The sequence below is a fragment of the Nitrospirota bacterium genome (assembly GCA_030645475.1).
In the GTDB taxonomy this organism is placed as follows: Bacteria; Nitrospirota; Nitrospiria; order Nitrospirales; family Nitrospiraceae; genus Palsa-1315.
The window spans coordinates 77,134-99,502 of record JAUSMA010000071.1 but is presented as its reverse complement, the minus strand read 5'-3'; the positions used below and the strand labels follow the sequence as shown (position 1 = coordinate 99,502).

At 56.6% G+C, this 22,369-nt stretch carries 20 protein-coding genes; all 20 read left to right on the top strand.

Going from position 1 to position 22,369, the window contains the following annotated elements; all coding sequences use genetic code 11:
* Nucleotides 1-62: 62 nt before the first annotated feature.
* The 20 genes from Q7U76_18230 to Q7U76_18135 all read left to right on the top strand — a co-directional run bounded on the left by Q7U76_18230 (nt 63) and on the right by Q7U76_18135 (nt 22,342).
* The gene (locus Q7U76_18230) at nt 63-1,442 is read left to right on the top strand and encodes a 3-deoxy-D-manno-octulosonic acid transferase (GenBank protein ID MDO8358320.1); all 1,380 of its coding nucleotides are present in this window, start codon (nt 63-65) and stop codon (nt 1,440-1,442) included.
* 40 nt (nt 1,443-1,482) lie between these two features.
* Nucleotides 1,483-2,511, top strand: a complete 1,029-nt coding sequence (gene lpxK / locus Q7U76_18225; protein ID MDO8358319.1) for a tetraacyldisaccharide 4'-kinase — start codon at nt 1,483-1,485, stop codon at nt 2,509-2,511.
* A 22-nt stretch (nt 2,512-2,533) separates the two neighbouring features.
* The gene (waaF, locus tag Q7U76_18220) at nt 2,534-4,279 is read left to right on the top strand and encodes a lipopolysaccharide heptosyltransferase II (protein MDO8358318.1); all 1,746 of its coding nucleotides are present in this window, start codon (nt 2,534-2,536) and stop codon (nt 4,277-4,279) included.
* A 61-nt stretch (nt 4,280-4,340) separates the two neighbouring features.
* Complete coding sequence (locus tag Q7U76_18215) at nt 4,341-5,378, top strand: glycosyltransferase family 9 protein (protein ID MDO8358317.1); 1,038 nt, start codon at nt 4,341-4,343, stop codon at nt 5,376-5,378.
* Complete coding sequence (locus Q7U76_18210) at nt 5,375-6,394, top strand: glycosyltransferase family 9 protein (protein MDO8358316.1); 1,020 nt, start codon at nt 5,375-5,377, stop codon at nt 6,392-6,394. Before Q7U76_18215 ends, Q7U76_18210 begins: the two co-directional genes overlap by 4 nt.
* Nucleotides 6,387-7,160, top strand: coding sequence for a glycosyltransferase family 2 protein (locus Q7U76_18205; protein ID MDO8358315.1), 774 nt, complete (start codon nt 6,387-6,389; stop codon nt 7,158-7,160). The genes Q7U76_18210 and Q7U76_18205 overlap by 8 nt, the downstream gene beginning before the upstream one ends.
* 25 nt (nt 7,161-7,185) lie before the next feature.
* Nucleotides 7,186-8,031: a glycosyltransferase gene (locus tag Q7U76_18200; GenBank protein MDO8358314.1), complete on the top strand. Its 846-nt coding sequence runs from the start codon at nt 7,186-7,188 to the stop codon at nt 8,029-8,031.
* Nucleotides 8,032-8,066: 35 nt separating this feature from the next.
* Nucleotides 8,067-8,861 (top strand): glycosyltransferase family 2 protein, encoded by a 795-nt coding sequence (locus Q7U76_18195; protein MDO8358313.1) that lies wholly within the window; start codon nt 8,067-8,069, stop codon nt 8,859-8,861.
* Entirely contained in the window at nt 8,861-9,979 is a 1,119-nt protein-coding gene (locus Q7U76_18190; GenBank protein ID MDO8358312.1) for a glycosyltransferase family 4 protein, read from the top strand. Before Q7U76_18195 ends, Q7U76_18190 begins: the two co-directional genes overlap by 1 nt.
* 214 nt (nt 9,980-10,193) lie before the next feature.
* On the top strand, nt 10,194-11,306 hold the full coding sequence (locus Q7U76_18185; protein MDO8358311.1) for a glycosyltransferase family 1 protein: 1,113 nt from the start codon (nt 10,194-10,196) through the stop codon (nt 11,304-11,306).
* Between the two features lie 61 nt (nt 11,307-11,367).
* A complete protein-coding gene (gene rfaQ, locus Q7U76_18180; GenBank protein ID MDO8358310.1) occupies nt 11,368-12,411 on the top strand; it encodes a putative lipopolysaccharide heptosyltransferase III in 1,044 nt (347 codons plus the stop codon).
* 21 nt (nt 12,412-12,432) lie between these two features.
* A complete protein-coding gene (locus tag Q7U76_18175; GenBank protein MDO8358309.1) occupies nt 12,433-13,437 on the top strand; it encodes a class I SAM-dependent methyltransferase in 1,005 nt (334 codons plus the stop codon).
* Nucleotides 13,438-13,440: 3 nt separating this feature from the next.
* Complete coding sequence (locus tag Q7U76_18170) at nt 13,441-14,535, top strand: glycosyltransferase (GenBank protein ID MDO8358308.1); 1,095 nt, start codon at nt 13,441-13,443, stop codon at nt 14,533-14,535.
* 8 nt (nt 14,536-14,543) lie between these two features.
* Nucleotides 14,544-15,335 (top strand): glycosyltransferase family 2 protein, encoded by a 792-nt coding sequence (locus Q7U76_18165; protein MDO8358307.1) that lies wholly within the window; start codon nt 14,544-14,546, stop codon nt 15,333-15,335.
* Nucleotides 15,336-15,577: 242 nt separating this feature from the next.
* Entirely contained in the window at nt 15,578-16,165 is a 588-nt protein-coding gene (locus Q7U76_18160) for a winged helix-turn-helix transcriptional regulator (GenBank protein ID MDO8358306.1), read from the top strand.
* Nucleotides 16,166-16,241: 76 nt separating this feature from the next.
* Complete coding sequence (locus Q7U76_18155; GenBank protein MDO8358305.1) at nt 16,242-16,748, top strand: UpxY family transcription antiterminator; 507 nt, start codon at nt 16,242-16,244, stop codon at nt 16,746-16,748.
* Between the two features lie 111 nt (nt 16,749-16,859).
* Nucleotides 16,860-18,269, top strand: a complete 1,410-nt coding sequence (locus Q7U76_18150) for a glycosyltransferase (protein ID MDO8358304.1) — start codon at nt 16,860-16,862, stop codon at nt 18,267-18,269.
* A complete protein-coding gene (locus tag Q7U76_18145) occupies nt 18,269-19,009 on the top strand; it encodes a class I SAM-dependent methyltransferase (GenBank protein ID MDO8358303.1) in 741 nt (246 codons plus the stop codon). Before Q7U76_18150 ends, Q7U76_18145 begins: the two co-directional genes overlap by 1 nt.
* Before the next feature lie 395 nt (nt 19,010-19,404).
* On the top strand, nt 19,405-21,192 hold the full coding sequence (locus Q7U76_18140) for an ABC transporter ATP-binding protein (GenBank protein MDO8358302.1): 1,788 nt from the start codon (nt 19,405-19,407) through the stop codon (nt 21,190-21,192).
* A gap of 82 nt (nt 21,193-21,274) precedes the next feature.
* A complete protein-coding gene (locus tag Q7U76_18135; protein ID MDO8358301.1) occupies nt 21,275-22,342 on the top strand; it encodes a hypothetical protein in 1,068 nt (355 codons plus the stop codon).
* The last annotated feature ends 27 nt before the right edge of the window (nt 22,343-22,369 follow it).

The window sequence follows — 22,369 nt, the reverse complement described above, 5'->3', positions numbered from 1 at the left end:
AGCCGTCAGTTGTCAGTCTTCAACCTTCATCTCTGCATGAGACTGTGCTGACTGCTCATCATATGTGGCGTCTCTTCTATAACATTGTGCTCCTGCTCGTATCGCCGGTCATCTTGGCGATACTGCTGGCCAAACAGCGATGTCGGCGTGGATTGCTTCAGCGACTGGGGTTGAAAGATTGTCCGTCTGGTCTATCTCGTCGACCAGATAGACCAGATGAATCAGCCAGACCGGACAGACCAGTGATTTGGGTTCATGCCGTTTCTCTCGGTGAAGTGGTGGCCGTCACACCGCTGGTCAAGGAGTTGCAACACCGTCATCCTGAACATCGTATCGTGGTCTCGACGGTTACCGAGACGGGACGGGAGGCTGTCGAGCAACGGTTAGCCGCAGTAGCAGAGCATTGTTATGCGCCGCTCGATTTTTCCTGTGTGGTTTCCCGCTTCATCGAACGATTGCAACCCTGCCTCTATGTGTTCGTCGAGACCGAACTCTGGCCGAACCTCTTGTGGCACCTGCGTCGGCGCGGGGTGCCGACGGTTCTTGTGAACGGCCGGCTTTCGACCAGGTCTTTTACTCGGCAGCAATGGGCGCCTGTGCGATCGTTCTATCGGACGATGTTGCAGGGGCTCAGCCTCTGTCTGATGCAATCGGACCGTGACGTCGACCGTATCGTCGCGCTGGGAGCAGAGGCTTCTCGGGTCAGGCGAACAGGGAATATCAAGTTCGATCAGCCGATACCTGCCGTGTCAGAGGGTGGGGTGACGAGAGCTCGGCTTGGGCTTCAGGAGGGGGAACAGCTGTTGGTGGCGGGCAGTACCCATTCCGGTGAGGAAGAGATGCTCGCGGAATGTTATCAGGCGCTCGTGACGCGTCATCCCTCGGCCGTCTTGCTCCTGGCCCCTCGACATATCGAACGAGCGGAATCGGTGGAGGCCATGGTGCGGGCGCGCGGGCTCGCCGTGCAGAAAGGCAGTACCATCGGGCAGGCCGGCGGGCTGCGATCTACTGGTCCGCGTGTAGTGGTGCTCGATTCACGTGGGGAATTGGCGGCGATCTACCGGGAAGCTGTCGTCGCGTTTGTCGGAGGCACCCTCGTCCCGATCGGCGGGCATAATTTGCTGGAGCCTGCTCAGTGGGCGAAGCCCGTGTTGTTCGGTCCTTATACCGACCATTGTGCAGAAATTGCAGATTTCTTGATTCAGGCGGGAGGAGGTCGTCGAGTTCTCCAGGCGGCGGACCTCACCAAGCAGGTTCTGGCCCTGTTCTCCGATGACGAGGGACGGAAGCGGATGGGCCAGTCAGCGAGTCAGGTGGTTGAGCAGAATCAGGGAGCCTTGCAACGGACGCTGGAGGCCATCGATCAGCTGCTGATGCCGCAGCGAGGCACGAGCGGGTCTCCTCTCACAGACCGACCGCACACTCTCATGGCTGGGCGTTGAACAATTGTTGAATCCAGGCACAAGGGTCAGATGGTGGCTATTGTGGGCTGCAATTCCATACGGGGCCGTTGCGCGGTTGCGCGCGCTCCTGTACTACTGGGGCTGGTTTGCACAGCGAAGATTACCGGTTCCCGTAGTAAGTGTCGGAAATCTCACGTTGGGTGGGACGGGCAAAACGCCGGTAGTCATTCAGCTGGTCGAATGGCTCCTGGCGCAAGGGACCAGGGTGGCGATTCTCAGCCGGGGCTATCGTCGGACCAGTACGGATCCGTATCTGCTCGTGTCAAACGGCGAGCAGTTACTGGTCGGTCCGAATGAGGCAGGCGATGAACCATTTTTGATGGCGCAACGTTGCCCCAAGGCGATCGTGGCTGTCGGTGCGGATCGCTATGAGCTCGGGTGCTGGGTCTTGGATCGATTTTCGGTCGATTGTCTGATACTCGACGATGGATTTCAGCATCTGGGGCTCTATCGAGAGGTGAATTTCTTATTGGTCGATGCGACGGATGCAGAGGGGCTTGCGGCTCTGGTGCCGGCCGGTCGACTTCGGGAGCCGCTTCAGGCGGCCGGACGGGCGAGCGCGATTGTGGTCACCAGAGCGGATGTGCCGGCGCAGGTGACAGAGGTCTGCCAGCGGTTGCAGGCCGTGATCGGCACGATGCCAGATCCGATCCAGGTGGTATTTCGTCCGGAGAGTCTCTGGTCGGTGGTCAGCGGCGCATCGCAGCCGCTCTCCTGGTCCAAGGGAAAGACCGCGTTGCTCTGTAGCGCGGTGGGACATGCGGGATCCTTTCGTGCTCTCGTCGAGTCGATAGGGATCACGGTTCTCGATGAAGTGGTGTATGTCGATCACCATGCCTATACGAGACAGGATATCGAGCGACTTCGAGCGAGAGCGACAGAGCTTCAGGCTGAACTGGTGGTGACGACGGAGAAAGATGCCTGCAAGCTGGCTGCGCTGCTCCAACCCACCGATCCCTGGTGGGCCGTTCGACTGACCACGGACGTGACCGTCGGGGAAGATCGACTGCGGCAGTTAGTTCTTGGAAGGCTGAAGGCTGAAGGCTGAAGGCTGAAGTTTTTGGAGGCTTGTGGAGAAAGAACTCATTAAAAGAATTCTCGTGCGGGGACCCAATTGGCTTGGCGATGCCGTGATGTGTGAGCCGGCACTGCGCGGATTGCGGAGCCTGTTCCCGGACGCGCAAATCGCGCTGTTGGTCAAGCCGGGGGTGGCCGATTTGTTTGCCGGCCATCCGGCCTTGACGCGTGTGCTGACCTACGATACGAACGGGCGTCATGCGGGGCTCTCCGGTAAGTGGGCGCTGGCCGGGCAATTGAGACGGCAGGATTTCGATATGGCCCTGTTGTTTCAGAATGCGTTTGAGGCGGCACTCCTCGCTTTTCTGGCTGGTGTGCCTCGGCGCTATGGCTATGCGACGGATGCACGAAGCCTGCTGCTGACCGATCCAGTCGCGGCGCCGGATCGCCGTACGCTTCTCCATCAAGTCCGTTATTATTGGGATCTGCTGAAGCCGCTGGGCCTCACAGCCGATCCTTCTGCACCGGAACTCATCGTCTTTCCTGAAGAGGAACAGGCCATGGCGGGCCGATTTTCTCAGGGCGGCGTCGCCCCCTCCGATGCCGTGGTGGGGATCAATCCAGGTTCGACCTATGGCGGGGCCAAGCGCTGGTTGCCTGAACGATTTGCCGAGGTTACGGATCGGCTCTGTCATACGATTCGGATGTCTCGTGGACAAGAGGTCAGCGTGGTCATTTTTGGCGCCAAGGGAGAAGAGCGGTTGGGCCAGGAAATTGCTGCGAATCTGTCGTCGAAATCGTTGGTCTTGTCCGGGGCGACGACCATCCGTGAATTGATGGCGGCGGTGAAACGCTGTGAAGTGCTCGTCACGAACGATACCGGTCCAATGCATATTGCCTCTGCATTTCAAGTGCCGGTCGTGGCGATCTTCGGGCCGACCGATTGGCGGACTACGTCGCCGTTTGGGAGCGCCCATGCGATTGTGCGGCAACCGGTCGATTGCGCGCCTTGTCTGTTGCGTGAATGTCCCATCGACCATCGGTGCATGACCAGGGTGACGGTTGATCAGGTATATGATGAAGCGGTCAAACAGATTGGGGGGCAAGGGGCAAGGGGCGAGGGGCGAGAGAATTTACAGGACGACCTCTTGCCTCGTGCCGCTGGCCTCTTGCCTCCAGCGGGACATGCCCCGCTGGACGGTGTGACCGTCTTTCTGGATCGAGATGGAACGTTGAACTACGATCCTGGCTATCTGAGAGTTGCCGCTGAGTTGAAGTTGTTGGCAGGGGTCGGGCCAGCCCTGGCACGGTTGAAACGGGCTGGTGCGAAATTAGTGGTCGTGACGAACCAATCGGGTGTCGGTCGTGGGATCTTTACCCTCAAGGATTTAGAAGCCATCCATGCCAGATTGGAGGGTCTGTTGGAGCAGGAAGAGGTGGCGCTCGACGCGATCTATTTTTGCCCGCACCATCCTGACGATGGCTGCCGCTGCCGCAAACCGAATATCGGAATGGTGGAGCGGGCCCGGTCGGAGTTGCAACTCGATCTTCGACGCTCCTATTTAATTGGCGATCACGCACGCGACATCCAATTGGCGAAGCGAGTGGGCGCCAAGGGGATTCTTCTGACGACCGATCTCGTGGATGCCCAGGCGCTCGATGCGCTGCAAGCAGCAGAGGCGATGCCGGATGCCGTGGCAACGTCCATGGCTGAGGCAGTGGATTGGATTTTCACCGATGCGGTGAAGAGCGCGAAAGGGCGCGACGAGCGGGAAAGGCGAGAGCGGCAAGAGCCGTGAAACTTGTGGGTCTTGCGCGTCACGCCTGTCTCGCATTTCCCGCCAGTCTCGTGCGGCATATATGATGGAAGACTATCGCCACATTTTGTTGATCAAGCCAAGCTCGTTGGGTGACATCGTGCATGCGATGCCGACCTGTGCGGCCATCCGCAGGGCATACCCCAAGGCTCGTCTGACTTGGCTGGTGAAGCGACAATGGGCCGGTCTCGTCGAGCGGATCGACGGAGTGGATCGGGTCTGGTCTGTGGAATCCACGCTACAAGGGTGGCTCTCTCAGGTGGCCCCTCTTCGTGCCGAGCAGTTTGATCTCGTTGTGGATCTGCAGGGTCTCTTTCGGAGCGCCGCCATTGGGAGGCTCACAGGATCTCCTCTGCTTGTGGGATTTGCCAATGGGCGAGAGGGGAGTCCCTGGTTCTATACGAAGCGCGTGACAGTCCCGCAATCAGAGATGCATGCAGTCGATCGTTATATGCTTGTGGCCAAGGCCCTAGGGGCGGTGGACTCCGGTACGCCTGAGTTCCGGTTCCGTATCCCGCAAACCGATTATGATGAGGTCGATCGCCTGTTGAGCCGATCCGGTGTGATGCCTGGAATGAGCTGGGTGGCGATGAATGTCTCCGCCCGATGGCCGACTAAGCGGTGGCCAGCTTCCTCCTTCGCCGAAGTGGCCGATCAGTTGCAGCAAGAAGGGTGCGGAGCGGTGGTGATGATTGGCGGCCCTGACGAACGGGTGGATGTTGCAGCTGTGAAGGGTGAGATGAAGACCCCCGCCATCGATCTGGCCGGAGCGACAACCGTGGGTTTGCTGCCGGCACTTCTGAGTAAGGCGTCGATGCTGATTACCAACGATTCAGGCCCTATGCATATTGCGGCGGCGGTCGGGACGCCGGTGGTGGCCCTTTTCGGGCCGACGAGTGAAGTCCGGACCGGTCCCTATGGGGCAGGCCATGCTGTGTTGACTGAGCCTGTGCCCTGCAGACCCTGTTTCAGCCGGACCTGTCACAATAGCCTGCCGTTGGAATGTTTGAAAATGGTGTCGCCACAACAAGTATTGGCTGCGGCTCGAGCACAGCGATTCCGTCGGACGGTTCCCCGATGAAGGTCCTCTTGGTCAGGCCTGACGGGATTGGCGATGAAATTCTGTGCCTGCCAGTCGCCTCCGCAGTACGTAGGCTCCTGCCGGAGGCGCAGATCGCTTTCCTCTCCAGCGAATATGCCGCTCCGGTGTTGTCACACCACCCTGATCTCGACGAAGTCTGGACGGTCACAGGCCGGGAATCTCTGGGCGAACTGGTGTCGATCTTTCGCCGGACCGTCGATGCCGTGGTCTTTCTCAAACCCTTCAAGCGGTTGATGTGGGCGGCCTTTCTGGCGCGGGTCCCGATTCGTGTGGCAACAGGCTATCGCTGGTATAGCCTGTTGGCGAATCGTCGGGTCTATGAACATCGGAAAGATTTTTCCAAGCATGAAACCGCATACAACGTCGGCATGTTGACGGGGCTCGGGTTGCAGCCTGGCAGCGTGTTTCCGCCGAGTCTCGTGCTGACTGATGAAGAACGAGCGAAGGGACAGGAGCGGTTACGTGGCCTGGCAATCCCCAGAGTGGTGCTCCATCCTGGGGGATTTGCCGCCAGGCGTTGGCGTATTGAGCATTATCATGCACTCGCGCATGAGTTGCATCGGAAGGGCGTGGGGGTCGTGTTGACCGGAAGCCAGGCGGAAGCAGAGATGTTCAATCAGCAATCGGCCAGTGCCGAGCCGCTTCCCGCCTCGGTCCTCAATCTCATGGGACAGTTATCGGTACGTGAGTTGATGTCCGTGATTGCGGCTGGTCACGCGGTGGTGTCCGGAGCCACAGGGCCAGCCCATATGGCCGCAGCGTTCGGCGTGCCCAACGTCAGTCTGTTCGATCCGCGGCGGAATAATCTTCCGACTCGCTGGCAGCCGCTCGGCAAGGGAGTGGTGCTGCGCCCCGATGTGCCGACTTGCGAAAAATGTATCTATGAAGCCTGTCCCTACTGGGATTGCCTCAATCGGCTGACGGTGGACAGGGTGGCGCGGCAAGTCATGGAGGTCACCCGACAGCCAGCCCCGCTCAAGGTCGTACATGTCTAAATTGTCGGTCTATGTCATCGCCTATAACGACGAACCCAATATGCGGGCCTGCCTTGAGTCTGTAGTGGGCTGGGGTGATGAGTTGATCGTCGTGGATTCTCATAGTACGGATCGGACGGCGGCAATCAGTTGTGAGTTTACGGACAAGGTCTATCAAGTCGATTTCAAAGGGTTCGGCGATTTGCGTAATCAGGCGGTAGCATTCACAACCCATGAGTGGGTCTTCAGCCTGGATAGCGATGAGAGGATGACGCCTGAGCTCAAGGAAGAGATCCGGCTGTTGCTCGACCGCGGGCCGGAGGCAGATGCCTATTTTGTCCCACGAAAGAATTATTTTCTGGGCCGATGGATCAAACATTGCGGCTGGTATCCCGATTATCGGCAACCGCAGCTGTTTCGAAAGGCACGGTTCCGGTATCGTGAAGAGCTGGTCCATGAGAGTTTCGACTGTGAGGGGCTGGTCGGACATCTCAAGCGCCCCGCATTGCAGTATCCCTTCCGCGACATCGATCACTATGTGGCGAAGCAAGATCGCTACTCGGATTTGATGGCCCGTCGCATGGTGGAGCGGGGCAAGCAGTTTTCTTCTCATCAACTGATCACCCATCCGCTCGGAGCATTTCTCAAGATGTATGTGCAGCGCGTGGGCTTCCTCGACGGGATGCCCGGCTTGATTCTTTCCGGACTCTATGCCTATTACACCTTCATGAAGTATGCGAAATTTTGGGAATTGGATCGAGACCGTGATGTGACGGTGAAGCCATAAGGCTAGCGGTTGAGAGGCGGGCGCGATGAAGGTGAGCGGATTTACATTCGTGCGGAACGTGGTCAAGTACGACTATCCGGTCGTGGAGTCCATCCGTTCAATCCTGCCAATCGTCGATGAGTTCATCGTCAACGTTGGTCGCTGCGACGATGGCACGATGGAACTAATTCGCTCGATCGGGGACCCGAAGATCAAGATCGTGGAGTCGGTCTGGGATGAGACGCTGCGAAAAGATGGCCTAATCTATGCGCAACAGACCAATATCGCGTTGTCCCACTGTACCGGGGATTGGGCCTTCTATATTCAGGCCGACGAGGTCGTGCACGAGGACGACTTGCCTGCCATCCAAGAGGCGATGCGCCGCCATCTCGGCAATCCGGATGTGAAAGGGCTCTTGTTCCGGTATCTGCATTTTATCGCGGACTATTGGACGACGAATCCCTGGTTCTATCACAAGGCCGTGCGGATCATTCGGAACAACGGTGAAGTCGAATCTTGTGGCGATGCGGTGGGGTTCCATCTCAAGGCGACACAGCAATATCTCCAGAGCGGACCGAAGGAATGGATTGCCCCATCGGGCGGGCGCGTTTTTCACTATGGGTGGGTGAAGGACCCTCAAACGATGACGGAGAAAAAACGGGAGCAAGTGACCGTCTATCATGGGGGCCAGGTTCCTGCCGCAGAGGCCAAGCAACTGGCGCACGACAGCTTTCAGTTCGAGGACTATGCCATGTTGAAGGAGTTCGGTGAGTCGCATCCGCTCGTCATGCGGGCACGCATTGGGGCAGCCAAGCGATGGGCACCCCGGAGGAACCGGTGGCTCAATTGGACCTTCTACCGGGAAGTGGTTCGCCGAGGCTTTCGTGGATAAGCCCAATCCGCTGCAGGATGTCAGGGGGGTGATCTGTGGCTGAGTCGGTCAATCGGCCAACAGTGGCCTGTGTGGTCATCACGAAGAACGAGGAACGGAATATTGCCGATTGCCTGGCGTCGGTTCGGTGGGCGGATGACATCATCGTGGTCGATGCGGAAAGCCGCGATCGGACCGTCGAGTTAGCCCGTGCCAGTGGAGCGAAGGTCTCTGTACGTCCCTGGCCAGGTTTTGGGCTGCAGAAAAATTTCGGGATGGCGCAGGCGTCGGCCGACTGGATTGTGATTCTCGATGCGGATGAACGAGTGACTGAGGAATTACGAGGAGAGATCACGGCCTGTGTGAGTAAATGGACACCCGGCGCACCCGTGGCCTATCGGATCCCGCGCAAGAACTTTTTCTATGGGGCCTGGGTACGAGGGGGCGGTGTCTATCCCGATTATCAAGTGCGTCTGTTTCGGCGTGGGCTGGCTCAGTATAACGATGTCGCGGTGCATGAGAATCTTCTTGTCGATGGGGAGATTGGGACATTGGTCGAGCACCTCGATCATCATACGGAGCGGCGCATTCAGGATCACTTCAAGAAGTTCGGGCTCTATACCACGCTGGCGGCACAGGAGAAGGCCAAGAGGGTTCGGACGGTTCGCTGGAGCGACCTGGTCTTCCGTCCACTGGTGGTGTTCCTCAAAACCTATGTCTTGAAAAATGGGTTTCGCGATGGGGTGCGCGGACTCATTGTCTGTGTGTTCGCCAGCATGTACACCTTTGTGAAATATGCCAAGCTGTGGGATGTCACCAGGCAGGTGGCCTCTCACCCGGATGCCAGGTAGTGGCCACGCGAATTCTGTATGTGCATGGGGTTGAAGCCATCGGAGGGGCGGAGCGTGATCTGATGGCCTTGCTGAAGACGCTCGATCGACAACAGTGGGAGCCGCATGTGGTCTGTCCAGGGACGGGTCCCTTCCACGATCAGCTCCATGCGATCGCAGTTCCCACTCATGCGTTCAGTCTCCCTCCCTGGAGAAAACTCCGTTCATTCTTTCAGCGCCGATCGGCGGTTCGGCGTCTGGAGGTTCTCGTGCATCAGCTCGATCCCGCCATGATCCATGTGAACGATATCTGGTGGGTGCCCCATACTGTGAGGGCGGTACGCGGTCTATCGAAGCCCCTGCCGATCGTGGCTCATGTGCGGCAGGAGATCGAGCCGGCGAAGGTACGACGGTATCAGCTTGATCGAGTCGAAGCCGTCATTGCCATCTCACGGCAGATTGAACAGTCGCTGATCGCCGGCGGGGTGTCGGCAAGTAAGATGCGGACGATTTACAGCGGCATCGATCTCCTGGAGAAACCACTCGCGCGAGACGATCAGTCGATGCGTCGGATGATCGGGGTTCCGGAGGGAGCGGTTCTGGTCGGCACCGTCGCCAATCTGTTCCCACGAAAAGGCTATGAGGTCATGCTTCGGGCCATTCCGGCTATCATCCGTGCGGTCCCCACGGTGCATTACGTGATCGTGGGCAGTAATGATAGCGGCTATGCCGACCGATTGAAGGGGCTCGCACAGGAGTTGAAGATCGCCGACCGCATACACATCGTTGGCTTTCAAGACCCGGTTCAGCCCATCCTGGCCTGCCTCGATCTGTATGTGCACCCGGCACTCATGGAGGGATTTGGGATTGCGGTGGTCGAAGCGATGGCCATGGGAAAAGCCGTGGTTGCGACTACGACAGGAGGGCTTCCCGAAGTCGTGGCGCAGGGAGAGACGGGTTTACTTGTTCCTCCTGGAGATATCGAATCATTGGCTGCAACCGTGGTGTCTCTCCTGGGAAATCGAGCTCGTCGAGAACAGATGGGTCGAAACGGAATGGCGCGCGCGCAGGAGCGATTTAGTCTCGATGCGTCCGTCCTGCAGATGGAGCAATTCTACGGTGAAGTATTGGGTGTCTAGAAAGCAGTGGGAACGTTCTGGCGTAATCTAGGAATTTTGGGTTCACATGGGTAGGACGGTTGAAAGCGTGACGCACGGGATACTCAAAATGGCCATCCAGCAAGGCCGCAGCAAGCGAAGGGCCGAGGCGTACCCTTGGGGGTACGTTGAGGCTCTGAACGATGCGAGAACGACGCTGGTGGACTTTTTCAGTATCCCGTGAGAAGGGGCGAGGATGAGAATCGGTTTTGATGCGAATCCGATGGTGGGCGATATGGGCGGGGTTGGGTGGCACAGCTACCACTTGCTTCGTACGATGTTGGCACGGCAAGAAGGCCTCGACTTTGTGGCCTATGCCAAACCAGGCGCCGAGCGGCCTGATTCGTTGGCTGCATGGCCTGGCGTTGAGCGGCTTCAGTGGGTGAACTCGAGCCGCTGGGGGATGGGAAAGCGGGGCTCGTCCGATCAATTGGATTTGTACCATGGGACCAATTTTCGGATGCAGGCAGTCGGGCGGTTTGGCGGGGTGGTGACCATTCACGATCTCTGGTTGGATCGCCACCCTGAGTTCTCGAAAAAGATGTTGGGACAATGGCCGTCGTCGTTTAAGACAAGGCAAACGGCGTTGCGAGCCAGGAAAACGATCACGGTGTCCGAGTTTTCCGCGAGAGAACTCGTGGAGCTCTATGGGTTGAAGCGCGAGCATATCAGGGTGATTCCCAACGGCGTGTCGGACGATTTTGTGCCACGTCGTGATGATCAGGCGATGGCGGAGTTGCGGAAACGGATCGGTCTGAAGACTGAACGCTTTGTCTTATTTATCGGAGGGGCTGACCCGCGTAAGAATCACCAGACGTTTCTTGAAGGCGCCGAGATGGTGCGGAAGAAATTGGGATCGCGAATGTTGGTTCTTGTCGGCTCGCCTATCCATCCGTTCGGGAACTATGAAGAGACGGCTCGACGGCGTAGCTTGCAGGAAAAGGCGCTCTGTCCAGGGAGGCTGTCCACGAGCGATCTGCAGTTATTGTATTCCGCTGCCGATCTATTTGTGTTTCCGTCGCTGTACGAAGGGTTTGGGATGCCGGTCTTAGAAGCGATGGCCTGTGGGGCGCCGGTGCTCACGTCTAATTCGACCGCGCTGGCAGAAGTCGCAGGCGATGCGGCGGTGTTGGCAGATCCTCAGGATCCGCGGGCGCTTGGAGAGGCCATGATCCGTGTGCTGGAGGATGGGTCGCTTCGAGCCACGTTGAGGGTCAAAGGATTCGAGCGCGCCAAGCAGTATTCCTGGGAGCAGGCAGCGGCGAAGACCGTCGCGTTGTACCGGGAATTATGTGAAGGGAAAAGCTAGGGGCGATGAACAATCAGTTTCTTTTTCTTTCCATCAACTATACGCCATCAGCTCTTTTCCCATGACAAACGTCCTGATCATCAAGCTGCGCTACATTGGTGACGTCTTATTGGCGACGCCGACTGTGCGTGCGATCAAAGCGGCAAGACCGGATGTCCGGATCACGATGATGGTGAATCGCGGGACCGAAGGCCTGTTGTCCGGCAACCAGGACCTGGACGAGATCATGGTCCTCGACAAAGGATCGCTGACGGCACAATGGCGGCTTATCCTCGGGCTGCGTCGTCGGCGATTCGACACGGTTATCGATTTGACGGATGGAGACCGGTCTGCGTTTTTGAGTTGGATCAGCGGGGCGCCGGTTCGAATTGGATTTAACGACGAGCATCGTTGGCGTGGGCGGTGTTATACGCAGGTGGTCCAGCCTGGACCAGGTGTACAGCATCGGATTGACCGGGACGTGGCCGCATTGAAACCGTTGGGTCTTCACGCAAGCAAGGAGCCTCCCAGGTTATGCCTGACTGGAGAGGATGTCGCGCATGCCGACCAATTGCTCGGACGGCTCGGTGTCAGAGGAGATCAACCCATCGCCATCCTTCAGCCGGCCGCCCGTTATTGGTTCAAGGCCTGGCCGCCAGAACGATTTGCCGAACTCGCCGATCGCCTTGCGAGCGACTATGGCTGTCAGGTCCTCATCGGTGGCAGTCGGGAAGACGAGGCACTGGCACAACGCATTCAGGTGGCGGCGAAAAGCCGTCCGATCAGTTTGGCGGGACAGGCGACGCTCAAGGAATTTGCCGCGATCGCACAACGCGCAGCGCTATTTGTCGGAAACGACAGTGGAGCCATGCATATTGCCGCAGCAGTGGGCACACCGATGGTGGCATTATTCGGTCCCTCAAATCCCGATGAGTGGGGACCGCGTGGCGGACCGGCTGAGGTCATCTACAAGGGGCTTGATTGCCGCGCATGTTTTCATCCAACCTGCATGCGGGAAGAAGAGAATTGCATGAAACAGATCGATCTTGGCGAGGTGCTCGCCAGGATTCAACGGTTGATTCCACTAGGTCGCCGCAGCGGAACATCCGAATCCGCCTGCCGCTGATTGACGAAGGACGCATACACGATGGAAACGGTTGCCTGTATTCTCTGTGGATCCACTGGTGGAACGGCGCGAGTCATTCCGTCCACCGGTGCGTGCAATGCTGACGTCAAGGATGAGACCTTCACTCTGATCACCTGTCCCTGTGGGTTCACGTATCTGAATCCGCGACCGACCCGAGAGGAGATCAAGGCCTATTATCCATCGGAGTATTATCCCCCGGCCGAACTCTCCAGTCGGACGAAGGTGGATCGCTTGTTTAAGCGGTTGTCGAAAGTGATGAAGAAGGGGATTCGGGAAGAGTTTTACGGGTATCCCGGCACGAGCCGCAGCTGGGTGGTCCGGCTGCTCAGGCGTATCGCGCTCTATCCGGAATATTGGCATTTGCGATTTGCTGGACGCGATATTCTTCCGTTCAAAGGCCAGGGGCGATTGTTAGACGTCGGGTGCGGCCCAGGGCGACTGCTCCAAGAGCTTCGCGGGCAGGGCTGGGATGTGTACGGGGTGGATTTCAGCCCGGTCGCCGTCAGCCGGGCACAGAGCGTCGGATTGAACGTGAAGGAGGGCGACCTCTTAACGGCAGGATTTGAGAGCAATTATTTCGACGTCGTGAACTTCAGTCATTCGTTAGAGCATGTGTTTGATCCGGTTGCCACCCTTCAGGAGGCCCGTCGAATCTTGAAGCCGGGAGGCCGGGTACTGCTTTTTCTCCCGAACGCAGGGAGTGCCGAAGCGGCATTGTTCGGCGATTGGTGGGTTGCCTGGGACCCTCCACGGCATTTGTTCCATTTCGATCGGCGCTCAAGTGCGAGACTCCTTGAATTGGCAGGCTTTCAGGCTGTGAAGACAACGACCAGCACAAGTAAGTCGTCTTTCCTGGGGAGCGCAGATTGTTATTTTCAGTACGTCGCAAAGAGTCAACGGAAACATGGCAGCGTGTTGCGCCATGTGGCGGGTGTGGGTTGTCTCGTCCTTGGGCATCTTGGATATGGAGGAGAACTCAAGGCGATGGCTGAAAAACCATCCTAAGACATGAAGATTCTATTTGTCGTTGATCAACTCCAGGACCTGGTTTCCGATCCGTTGTATATTGGTCTTGTTAGGTTATTAGGCCGGGAACAGGTGGTCGATTTTCCCTCCAAGAACATTTTTCACAGACCTGAAGATAAGCGGTGGTTCCTTCCGCAAGTTCCAGACCTCGGGTATTCGGAAACCGATATTTGCGATTTGTTGCGGGACAAGGCGTTCGATCTGGTCTGTGTTGCTTCGCACCGGTCTGACTGTCTTGCCAATCTGGAGCGGCTGAGCCAAGCGGTTCCGCTCCCGCCCATCGTCTACATTGACGGCGCGGACGATTCGCGTATTCGACATGAAGTGGATGCGCGATTCCAGTTCGCGGCGTATTTCAAACGCGAGTACCGCTGGACTTCGACGTCGAAGTTGGGGCGTTTTGTGGACTGTGCCAGGGCCTTCCATTTCAATCGCCGATTATTCGAGCGGACCCATCCGCTCACGATGTGTGTGGTGCCCGATGCTATTCCTCAGCACCATGGCTGCGCGAAGGATATCGACGTGTCGTTCTATGGCATTGCCTCGCACCAAAAACGAGCGCAAGCCATGGCCCTCCTCGAACCGCTGGCGCATGAGGGGCTGACGGTGGCGGCAGGATTGTATGCGGCGGCGACGGATAAGGCGTATAAGCTCGAAGCGACAACCCTGAAGCGATTGATCGCCAAGATCAGGGATCCTTCTACGGTGCCGGAGGAAATCCAGCGACGAAAACTCTCGCCGGAGGACTATTATCGCACCCTGGCGAGATCGAAGGTGGCCGTCTCGATACGGGGAGGAGGGTTCGATACGTTGCGCTATTGGGAGATCGTCGCCAGTGGAACTTTTCTGCTATCCGAGAAACCTGACATTGTGATTCCGCATAACTACGAGCATCGTACACATGCCGTCTTTTGCCAACCCGATTTGAGTGATTTGCAGACGTTGGTCCGATACTATGCCTCCCACGATGCCGAGCGGGAAGCCATTGCAGGTGCAGGGCACGCCCATCTGCTGAAATTTCATGCCTGTGAACCGCGCGCCGCGCAGTTCTTGGAGATATGCCGGAACGCTTTATAGGGAACGCGATGAAAAAAATTAGTCTTGTGATCCCCGTGTATAACCAGTTGGACTATACGAGGCAATGTCTCGAATCCATCGCGCGTTGCACGGAGCAACCCTATGAACTCATCATCGTGGACAATGCCTCGACCGATGGAACGCAGGAGTTTCTGCGCGACGTGAAGGCGACGGTGATCACGAATCAACAGAACCTCGGCTGCGCCAAGGCGTGGAATCAGGGCGTGCGCGCCAGCCACGGCGAGGTTATCGGTATTCTGAACAACGATATCGTTGTGACGAAGGGCTGGATCGAAGGCCTGCTGGAATTTATGGAGCAGGCGGATCACGGGATTGTCAGCCCTGCGGCACGCGAGGGGCACCTGAATTACGATTTGAACGCCTATGCCATCGAATTTACGCGATCATGCAAGGACGCCACGCGGGCAGAGTTATATGGAGCCTGTCTGGTAATCAAACGTGAGGTATTTGATCGTGTCGGTTTGTTCGACGAGGCCTTTGCCTATGGGGGCTGCGAAGACATCGACTTTTTTTGGCGCGCGCAGGCAGCGGGGTTTTCGGTCGGTATGACGGGATCGGTCCTCATTCATCATTTCAGCATGGTGACGCAGGATGCCATCAAGCGATCCGAGACCAAGGTGTACCCCGCCGAAAATCTTGCCCATTTCAAAAAGAAGTGGAATCGAACCGTGCGTGGCAATTGGGCTGCACGGCGCTGGACCAATATCAGGAACAAATGGATCAAGCGGTACGAACGATTTCGCTATGGGCATACGCTGATCGAGAAATGTGATGGATAAGATGACGATCGGGTTGTTGACATATGCCCGCAGCCCGTTCGAGTCGACGGTAGATTGTGCCTGCCCGATGAAGCGCTTTCGGAGGCCTCTCTTCTCCAAAGCTGCAGTCTGGTCTAAATAAGTATCCAGTGTCGCCAGTTTCACCCACGACCCTCCGTGGGCCTCAGTGCGATAATTTCTCTTGACTCACAATGGCTTGTATGTTCATATCGTGAACGCAACGCTCTGTTGGGGTTGTGCTCATGAACGTACAAGGTCAACGGGATCTCCTTTTGCTCTCAGAAGTCGAGCGCGACGCTGGCGTGACGCAGCGATCACTCTCGACGAAACTTGGTGTGGCGCTTGGCCTGACGAATCTGTATCTCAAGCGTCTCGCTCGCAAGGGCTGCATCAAGATCACCACCATCCCTCGCAACCGCATTCAGTATCTGTTGACCCCGCAAGGACTCGCAGAAAAGTCTCGACTGACCTATCTCTATATGCAGCACTCTCTCTCGTACTACCGAGACATGCGTGCTCGGCTTAAAGAGATGATGTCCAGGCTCGACGGCTCGCATGGTCAGCGGGTGGTGATCTACGGAACGACTGAATTAGCCGAATTGGCCTATCTGTCGCTTCGAGAGATGAATATTGATTGTGTAGGATTTATTGACGGAAGCGCGCGTGAGTCGTTTCTGTCTTGCCCCGTTTCTTCACCTGACCAGGTGAGTCGATGGCAATTTGATTGGGTCTTGATTACGGATCTCGAGCATGCGTCAGCCTGTGAAGAGCAGTTAGTCCAGTCGGGCGTGCTTCGAGAAAAGGTGTTGAGCCTCGGCCTACGGGTATAAGCCCAGGCCGCGTTCGTGCGCGGCGGAAATGTGTGCGGTACGTGCGATCTGGATCTGTAAGTGAAAGGGCGGAGCTGTGCTCGGACCTCAGTCGCAGTCACGTTGGTATGCATTGCGGACGCGATCTCGTCATGAAAAGATCGTGCGCGACCAGCTTGCGAATCAGGGGATTGAGCCGTTATTGCCGACGGTCAAGCGACTGAGCCAATGGAAGGATCGGAAAAAAGAGGTCGAGGTTCCTCTCTTTTCTGGATACTGCTTTGTCCGCTTTGCATCTGACCAAAAGCTGCCGGTGTTGAAGACGATCGGTGTGGTTGATATTGTCGGTGCCAGCCATTGTCCGGAACCGATCGAGGACGAGGAGATTGCGGCGCTCAGAATTCTCATGACCAGTGTGCTGCCGTATGATTCGCATCCGTATCTGCACGAGGGCATGCAGGTGGAAGTAATTCGAGGTCCGTTGCAAGGGGTTCGCGGAATTCTCTTGCGTAAAGAAAAGCACCACCGCTTGGTATTGGGTGTTCGCCTCATTCAGCAAGCCGCAGCAGTAGAGATCGATGTGAACGATGTGGTGCCGGCCTAGGCGTCTGTTCCACGATTGTATGCTCCTTTCGCGACATTTAGCCGTTGCATAATGAACTCAGTCGCTGTATCCCCGCAGCTTTCCCCTTCACAGTCTCTCGGCCAGAGAGCGATGCTCAAGAAGCAGGCCATTCGGGATCGATTCGACCGCTTAGCGTCTGAACGAGAATCGTGGCAATGGCGGGCATCCTGCTATTACAACGATCAGCGACGCTACCTCCGGTTTTTGATACCGGAGGGCCTGAGGGTGTTGGAAATTGGATGTGGGTTGGGTGACCAGCTTGCGGCGCTCAAACCACAGCGTGGATTAGGGATTGATCTCAGTGAGGCCATGGTCAGGGAAGCCACCAGGCGCCACCCGGAATTGGAATTTCTGGTCGGAGATGGAGAAGCGCTGGCACTTGATGAGACATTCGACGTCATTCTGCTCGTCGATCTCGTCGGACATGTGCTCGACGTTGAAGCGACATTGAAGCAGCTCCGTCGCTGTTGTACTCCCACGACTCGCATTGTCATTGCGTACTACAATTTCTTGTGGGAGCCCGTCCTCAGATTGCTGGAGCAGGTAGACCTGAAAATGCCGCAAGAGGAGCAAAGCTGGCTTTCGCCAGCGGATATCAGAAATCTTCTCCGGCTGGCCGACTTTGAGGTCGTGAAGGCGGAACGGCGTCTGTTGATGCCTCTGGGCATCCCGATTCTTTCGAGCATCGCGAATCGATTTCTGGCCTATTTCCCAGGACTGACTCATCTGTGTCTCTGTCACTATATGGTGGCCCGGATGCGCACCGTGGCTGCGCATGAACCGCAGACGGTGACGGTCGTGATTCCCTGCCGCAATGAGAAAGGGAACATCGAGGCGGCTGTCGCGCGTCTTCCCTCTTTTGGCCGTCATCAAGAGGTTATCTTCGTCGATGGCCATTCGACGGATGGAACTCCCGATGAGATTCAGCGGGTGATCGCGCAATATCCTGAGAAAGACATCACGTTGCTCGTGCAAGATGGAAAGGGCAAGGGCGACGCCGTGCGCAAGGGCTTTACGCATGCCACGGGGGACATTCTCATGATTCTCGATGCGGATCTCACGATGCCTCCGGAAGACCTCCCTAAATTCTATGAGGCGATTACGAGCGGCAAGGGGGAGTTCATCAATGGAAGCCGACTGGTCTATCCCATGGAACACGAAGCCATGCGCTATCTGAATCTGTTGGGGAATAAGTTTTTCAGCATGGCGTTTTCCTGGTTACTCGGTGAACGGATTAAGGACACGCTCTGTGGAACGAAAGTATTGTTCCGGAGAGACTACGAACGCATTGTCGCGAATCGATCATATTTCGGCGAGTTCGATCCCTTCGGTGATTTCGATCTGCTGTTCGGGGCGTCCAAGCTCAATCTCAAGATTCTCGAAGTGCCCATCCGTTACCAGGAGCGAACCTACGGGACTACTAATATCCATCGCTTCACGCATGGGTGGCTCCTGCTGAAGATGACGGTGTATGGTTTCTTCCGGCTGAAGGCTGTGTAATGTCCGATGAGATTTTACGGCGACACCAGATGGTCTGGCAGGAAAAGCCCCTGCTTCGGATGCTTTACGGGGAATGGTATCGAGAGATCGCCGGATGGCTTCAGCCGGGGCGAACGCTCGAAGTCGGCGGTGGGACAGGGAATCTCAAGGAGTTTGCCCCGTCCGTGGTCTGTACCGATATCGTTAGCTTGCCGTGGTTAGACGCGGTCGTGGATGCGCAGCGGCTCCCATTCACAAGCGGCAGTTTTGCCAATATCGTGCTAGTTGACACCATGCACCATCTTGAAAACATTCGGTACTTCTTCGATGAGGCACTCCGCATACTGCAGCCTGGCGGCCGCATCATCATTATGGACCCATATATCTCGGTCTGCTCTTGGCCCGTCTACCATTTCCTGCATCCAGAGCCGGTGGATTTCAGTCAAGATCCTCTTACATTGAGCCCTATGAAGGCTGGACGAAAACCATTTGACGCGAACCAGGCCATTGCGACGATTCTATTTGAGCGATCGAGCAGGCGTTTTCACGAGTTGTATCCAAGCTTGAGAAAACTCCGCCACCATCGCCTAGCCTTCTTCGCCTATCCGCTTAGCGGCGGTTTTGATCATCCTTCTTTGATGTCGACGTGGATGGCACTTCCCCTTCTAGCTCTTGAACGTCTCCTGGGCGTATTGAGTCGATATCTCGCCTTTCGACTGCTCGTCGTGCTGGAGAAGGGATCTACCCGAGGGGATTTCTAAACAGTTGAGCGCATGAGCCGATGATGGACGCGGAGATTGCGGCACTCAGGACTCTGATGACCAGTGCGCGGCTATACGACTCACACGCATATCTCCAGAAGCATCATAGTGGAGGTTGTGCAAGAGCCGCTTCTGGGAGTGCACGAGATCTTTTCCAAAAAGAAAAGTGTCCAGGCGTATAGTTTGGTGTCGGTTGATTCAGCAGGCGGCGGTGGAGATCGATGTGCGGGATTCGGTGCCAGCGTAGTGGCATACAGAGGCAGTCCCCATGCAACATTGCGAGGGTGGGTGACAGAGGCGCGTTTCGTTATTATCCCGTAGATTGCCTCTCACGACGCGTGCGGTACGGTCAGAAATACATACTTTCTGCTGAATGAAGCAAGCTCAGGGTCGCAATGATTAAGACCTTCAGAAAACTCCTCGATCTCCTGGCGCCCCATGAACGCCGCCGCGCGGTTCTACTGCTGGGCATGATCCTGGTCATGGCGTTCCTCGAAGTGGGCGGCGTGGCGTCGATCGTGCCTTTTATGGCGGTGCTGGCCAACCCGGAAGTGATCGAGACAAACGCGATTCTCGCGCGCATCTACGACATGTTCGGCTTTACGGACCGTCAGGCCTTTCTGCACTTTACGGGTGTGATGGTTTTTATGGCCCTGTTGGTTTCTATCACTTTCAAGGCATTGGTCACCTACGTCCAATTGCGCTTTACCATGATGCGTGAATACAGCATCGGCCGAAGGTTGGTGGCGGGCTACCTGAACCAGCCGTACGCCTGGTTCTTGAATCGTCACAGCGCGGATTTGGGCAAGACGGTGTTGTCGGAGGTAAACAAGGTTATTGGCGGCGCGATGATACCGATGATGCAACTAGTGGCACAGAGTGCAGTGGTGCTCATGCTTCTGATGCTGCTGCTCGCGGCAGACCCGTGGCTGGCTTTGGTTGTAGGGGGGGTGTTGGGTTTGGCCTATGGGGTCATCCTTAAGCTCATGCGCGGCTATCTGTCGCGCATCGGTTCCGAGTGTTTAGAGGCCAATAAGATGCGCTTCACCGTAGTGAGTGAGGCCTTTGGCGGCATCAAGGAAATCAAGGTGGGCGGTCTCGAAGAATCGTATATCCAACGTTTCGCTCGTCCGGCGAAGATTTTCGCCGGGCATCAAGCCTCTAGCCAAATCATCGCCCAACTGCCGCGGTTTGTGCTAGAGGCTCTGGCCTTTGGCAGCATGGTGCTGGTCGTGCTGTATATTATGGCGGGCACAGGCGGTATTGCGAAGGCATTGCCCATCATTGCGTTGTACGCCTTTGCCGGTTACCGGTTGATGCCAGCTCTGCAGCAAATCTATGTGAGCATCACGGCCTTGCGTTTCGCCGGGCCGAGCCTCAACGCCCTGCATGCTGACCTTATAGCCCTCGCGCCGAAACAGCCCTCGTATGTTCAGGTTGCACAGTTCATACTGAACCAGGCCATCACGCTTAAAGAGATCACCTACACCTACCCCAATGCCGCACAGCCTGCTCTGGTGGATCTCAACATCACCATCCCGGCGCGCAGCACCATTGGTCTGGTGGGGACCACCGGCAGCGGCAAGACCACCACTGTGGACCTGATCCTGGGCCTGCTGGATCCCAGCAGTGGCACCCTGGCCGTCGACGGCACGGTGATTGGTCCAGAGAACCGTCGCCAGTGGCAGCGCGTTATTGGCTATGTGCCTCAACATATCTATCTGGCCGATGACACAGTAGCGGCCAATATCGCCTTTGGTGTGGCGCCTGAGCAGATCGATCAAAACGCCGTAGCGAACGCCGCTCGCATCGCCAACCTGCACGACTTCGTAACCAATGAATTGCCCCATGGCTACGCAACCACTGTCGGTGAGCGGGGCGTGCGTCTATCGGGTGGTCAACGTCAACGGATCGGCATTGCCCGTGCTCTGTATAACAACCCGCAGGTGCTGATTCTTGATGAAGCTACCAGCGCGCTGGACAACCTTACGGAACAGGCCGTAATGGATGCGGTTCACAACCTAGGGAAGAAGGTTACTATTATTCTCATCGCCCATCGCCTCACCACCGTACGCGAGTGTGACCAGATTTACTTGCTGCGACATGGTCGAGTGGTGGGGCAAGGCCGCCATGACGAATTGATGGAGGAAAACGAGACCTTTAGGGCGATGAAGGCGCGGTGATGATAAACATAAGACAAGCAACGGCAATCATTCATTCGACGCGAGAGATACCGTTGTCTGGTAGGGATATAGAGTGAAGTCAATGGGGATCATTGACGTAACGAGCTGTCCGGTTTGCGGTAGCGATAGTCGGCAGGAAGCCAGTGATGGGATCGCTTCCGTCCGTAAAGACAGTGGGCGCCACTATCTGAAGTTTGCGGCCTATAAGCTGGGGCTCACCATTGAGCAGGTATTGGAAGCAATCAAGGTCTTCCAATGTGACAAGTGCCACAGTTATTACTGCGACCCTTGGATCAGCGGTGAAACCGCCTCTTATATTTTCACCGAAGGTGCACCGGACCACATGGCCGGATGGGGCAATTTCGAACATTGGGTCAGCAGCCCTTCCCCTAATACCGTCGAGGCCGCAAACCGGAGGCTCTATCAATTACTGGAAGGCAAGATTGGTCAGATTGCCAGATATGCCGAATATGGTTGTCCATTCCAGGGTTTCCTTCTTTTGTTTAGAGGGATGGAAGTTTCCCCGGAAAAAAGGATTGCCCTCTTTTCTGAAGCCATAACACGCTCTCCCGACGTCCGTTGGACAACAAGCCCTCGCATATTCAATGGAATGCAGCGCTTTGCCGGTTGGCTGACTGCAGGCTATCACCGAATTCGCTTAATGAAGGAAACCGGGCGAAATGGTAAGGGCCAGTCTTTTACCTCCCGCCATCCCCTGCCTGCGAAACGGACATTGTTCACTCAGGAAACAACCAAACATTGGGGCAACAACTGCGTTCGGTACGGTGGAAGTTGCAGTTACTATAGCAGTCGGATCCTTGGAGCCGATGTCCTGCCGTTCGATGAAAAGCTCAGGTTGCTTACTGATGGCGCAGAAGCCGAGTTTGATCTGCTAGGCATATTCAACATGCTTGACCATACCAACGCACCCACAGAAGTTTTGCGAGATAGTCTTCGACTCGCCCGCAACGTAGTTGTTGTCAATCATCATGCGTCTATGGCGGGAAAACAGCACCTGTTTGCCTTCCATGACTCGTTCCCCCAGTGGCTGGCTTCTACCCTGGACGGCGCCAAGATTGAGGACCTTTCTGCTCTCCTGCCTCAGGACAGTGCCAAGGGTTACAACCATATTTTGATTTCACGGAGCTAGCCCGTATAGCTATATGCGCTAGCTGAT

Coding starts and splice junctions, on each gene's coding strand:
- Q7U76_18230 (MDO8358320.1), top strand. CDS start 63: ATGTGGCGTCTCTTCTATAACATTGTGCTCCTGCTCGTATCGCCGGTC.
- Q7U76_18215 (MDO8358317.1), top strand. CDS start 4,341: ATGATGGAAGACTATCGCCACATTTTGTTGATCAAGCCAAGCTCGTTG.
- Q7U76_18210 (MDO8358316.1), top strand. CDS start 5,375: ATGAAGGTCCTCTTGGTCAGGCCTGACGGGATTGGCGATGAAATTCTG.
- Q7U76_18205 (MDO8358315.1), top strand. CDS start 6,387: ATGTCTAAATTGTCGGTCTATGTCATCGCCTATAACGACGAACCCAAT.
- Q7U76_18200 (MDO8358314.1), top strand. CDS start 7,186: ATGAAGGTGAGCGGATTTACATTCGTGCGGAACGTGGTCAAGTACGAC.
- Q7U76_18185 (MDO8358311.1), top strand. CDS start 10,194: ATGAGAATCGGTTTTGATGCGAATCCGATGGTGGGCGATATGGGCGGG.
- rfaQ (MDO8358310.1), top strand. CDS start 11,368: ATGACAAACGTCCTGATCATCAAGCTGCGCTACATTGGTGACGTCTTA.
- Q7U76_18175 (MDO8358309.1), top strand. CDS start 12,433: ATGGAAACGGTTGCCTGTATTCTCTGTGGATCCACTGGTGGAACGGCG.
- Q7U76_18170 (MDO8358308.1), top strand. CDS start 13,441: ATGAAGATTCTATTTGTCGTTGATCAACTCCAGGACCTGGTTTCCGAT.
- Q7U76_18165 (MDO8358307.1), top strand. CDS start 14,544: ATGAAAAAAATTAGTCTTGTGATCCCCGTGTATAACCAGTTGGACTAT.
- Q7U76_18160 (MDO8358306.1), top strand. CDS start 15,578: ATGAACGTACAAGGTCAACGGGATCTCCTTTTGCTCTCAGAAGTCGAG.
- Q7U76_18150 (MDO8358304.1), top strand. CDS start 16,860: ATGCTCAAGAAGCAGGCCATTCGGGATCGATTCGACCGCTTAGCGTCT.
- Q7U76_18145 (MDO8358303.1), top strand. CDS start 18,269: ATGTCCGATGAGATTTTACGGCGACACCAGATGGTCTGGCAGGAAAAG.
- Q7U76_18140 (MDO8358302.1), top strand. CDS start 19,405: ATGATTAAGACCTTCAGAAAACTCCTCGATCTCCTGGCGCCCCATGAA.
- Q7U76_18135 (MDO8358301.1), top strand. CDS start 21,275: ATGGGGATCATTGACGTAACGAGCTGTCCGGTTTGCGGTAGCGATAGT.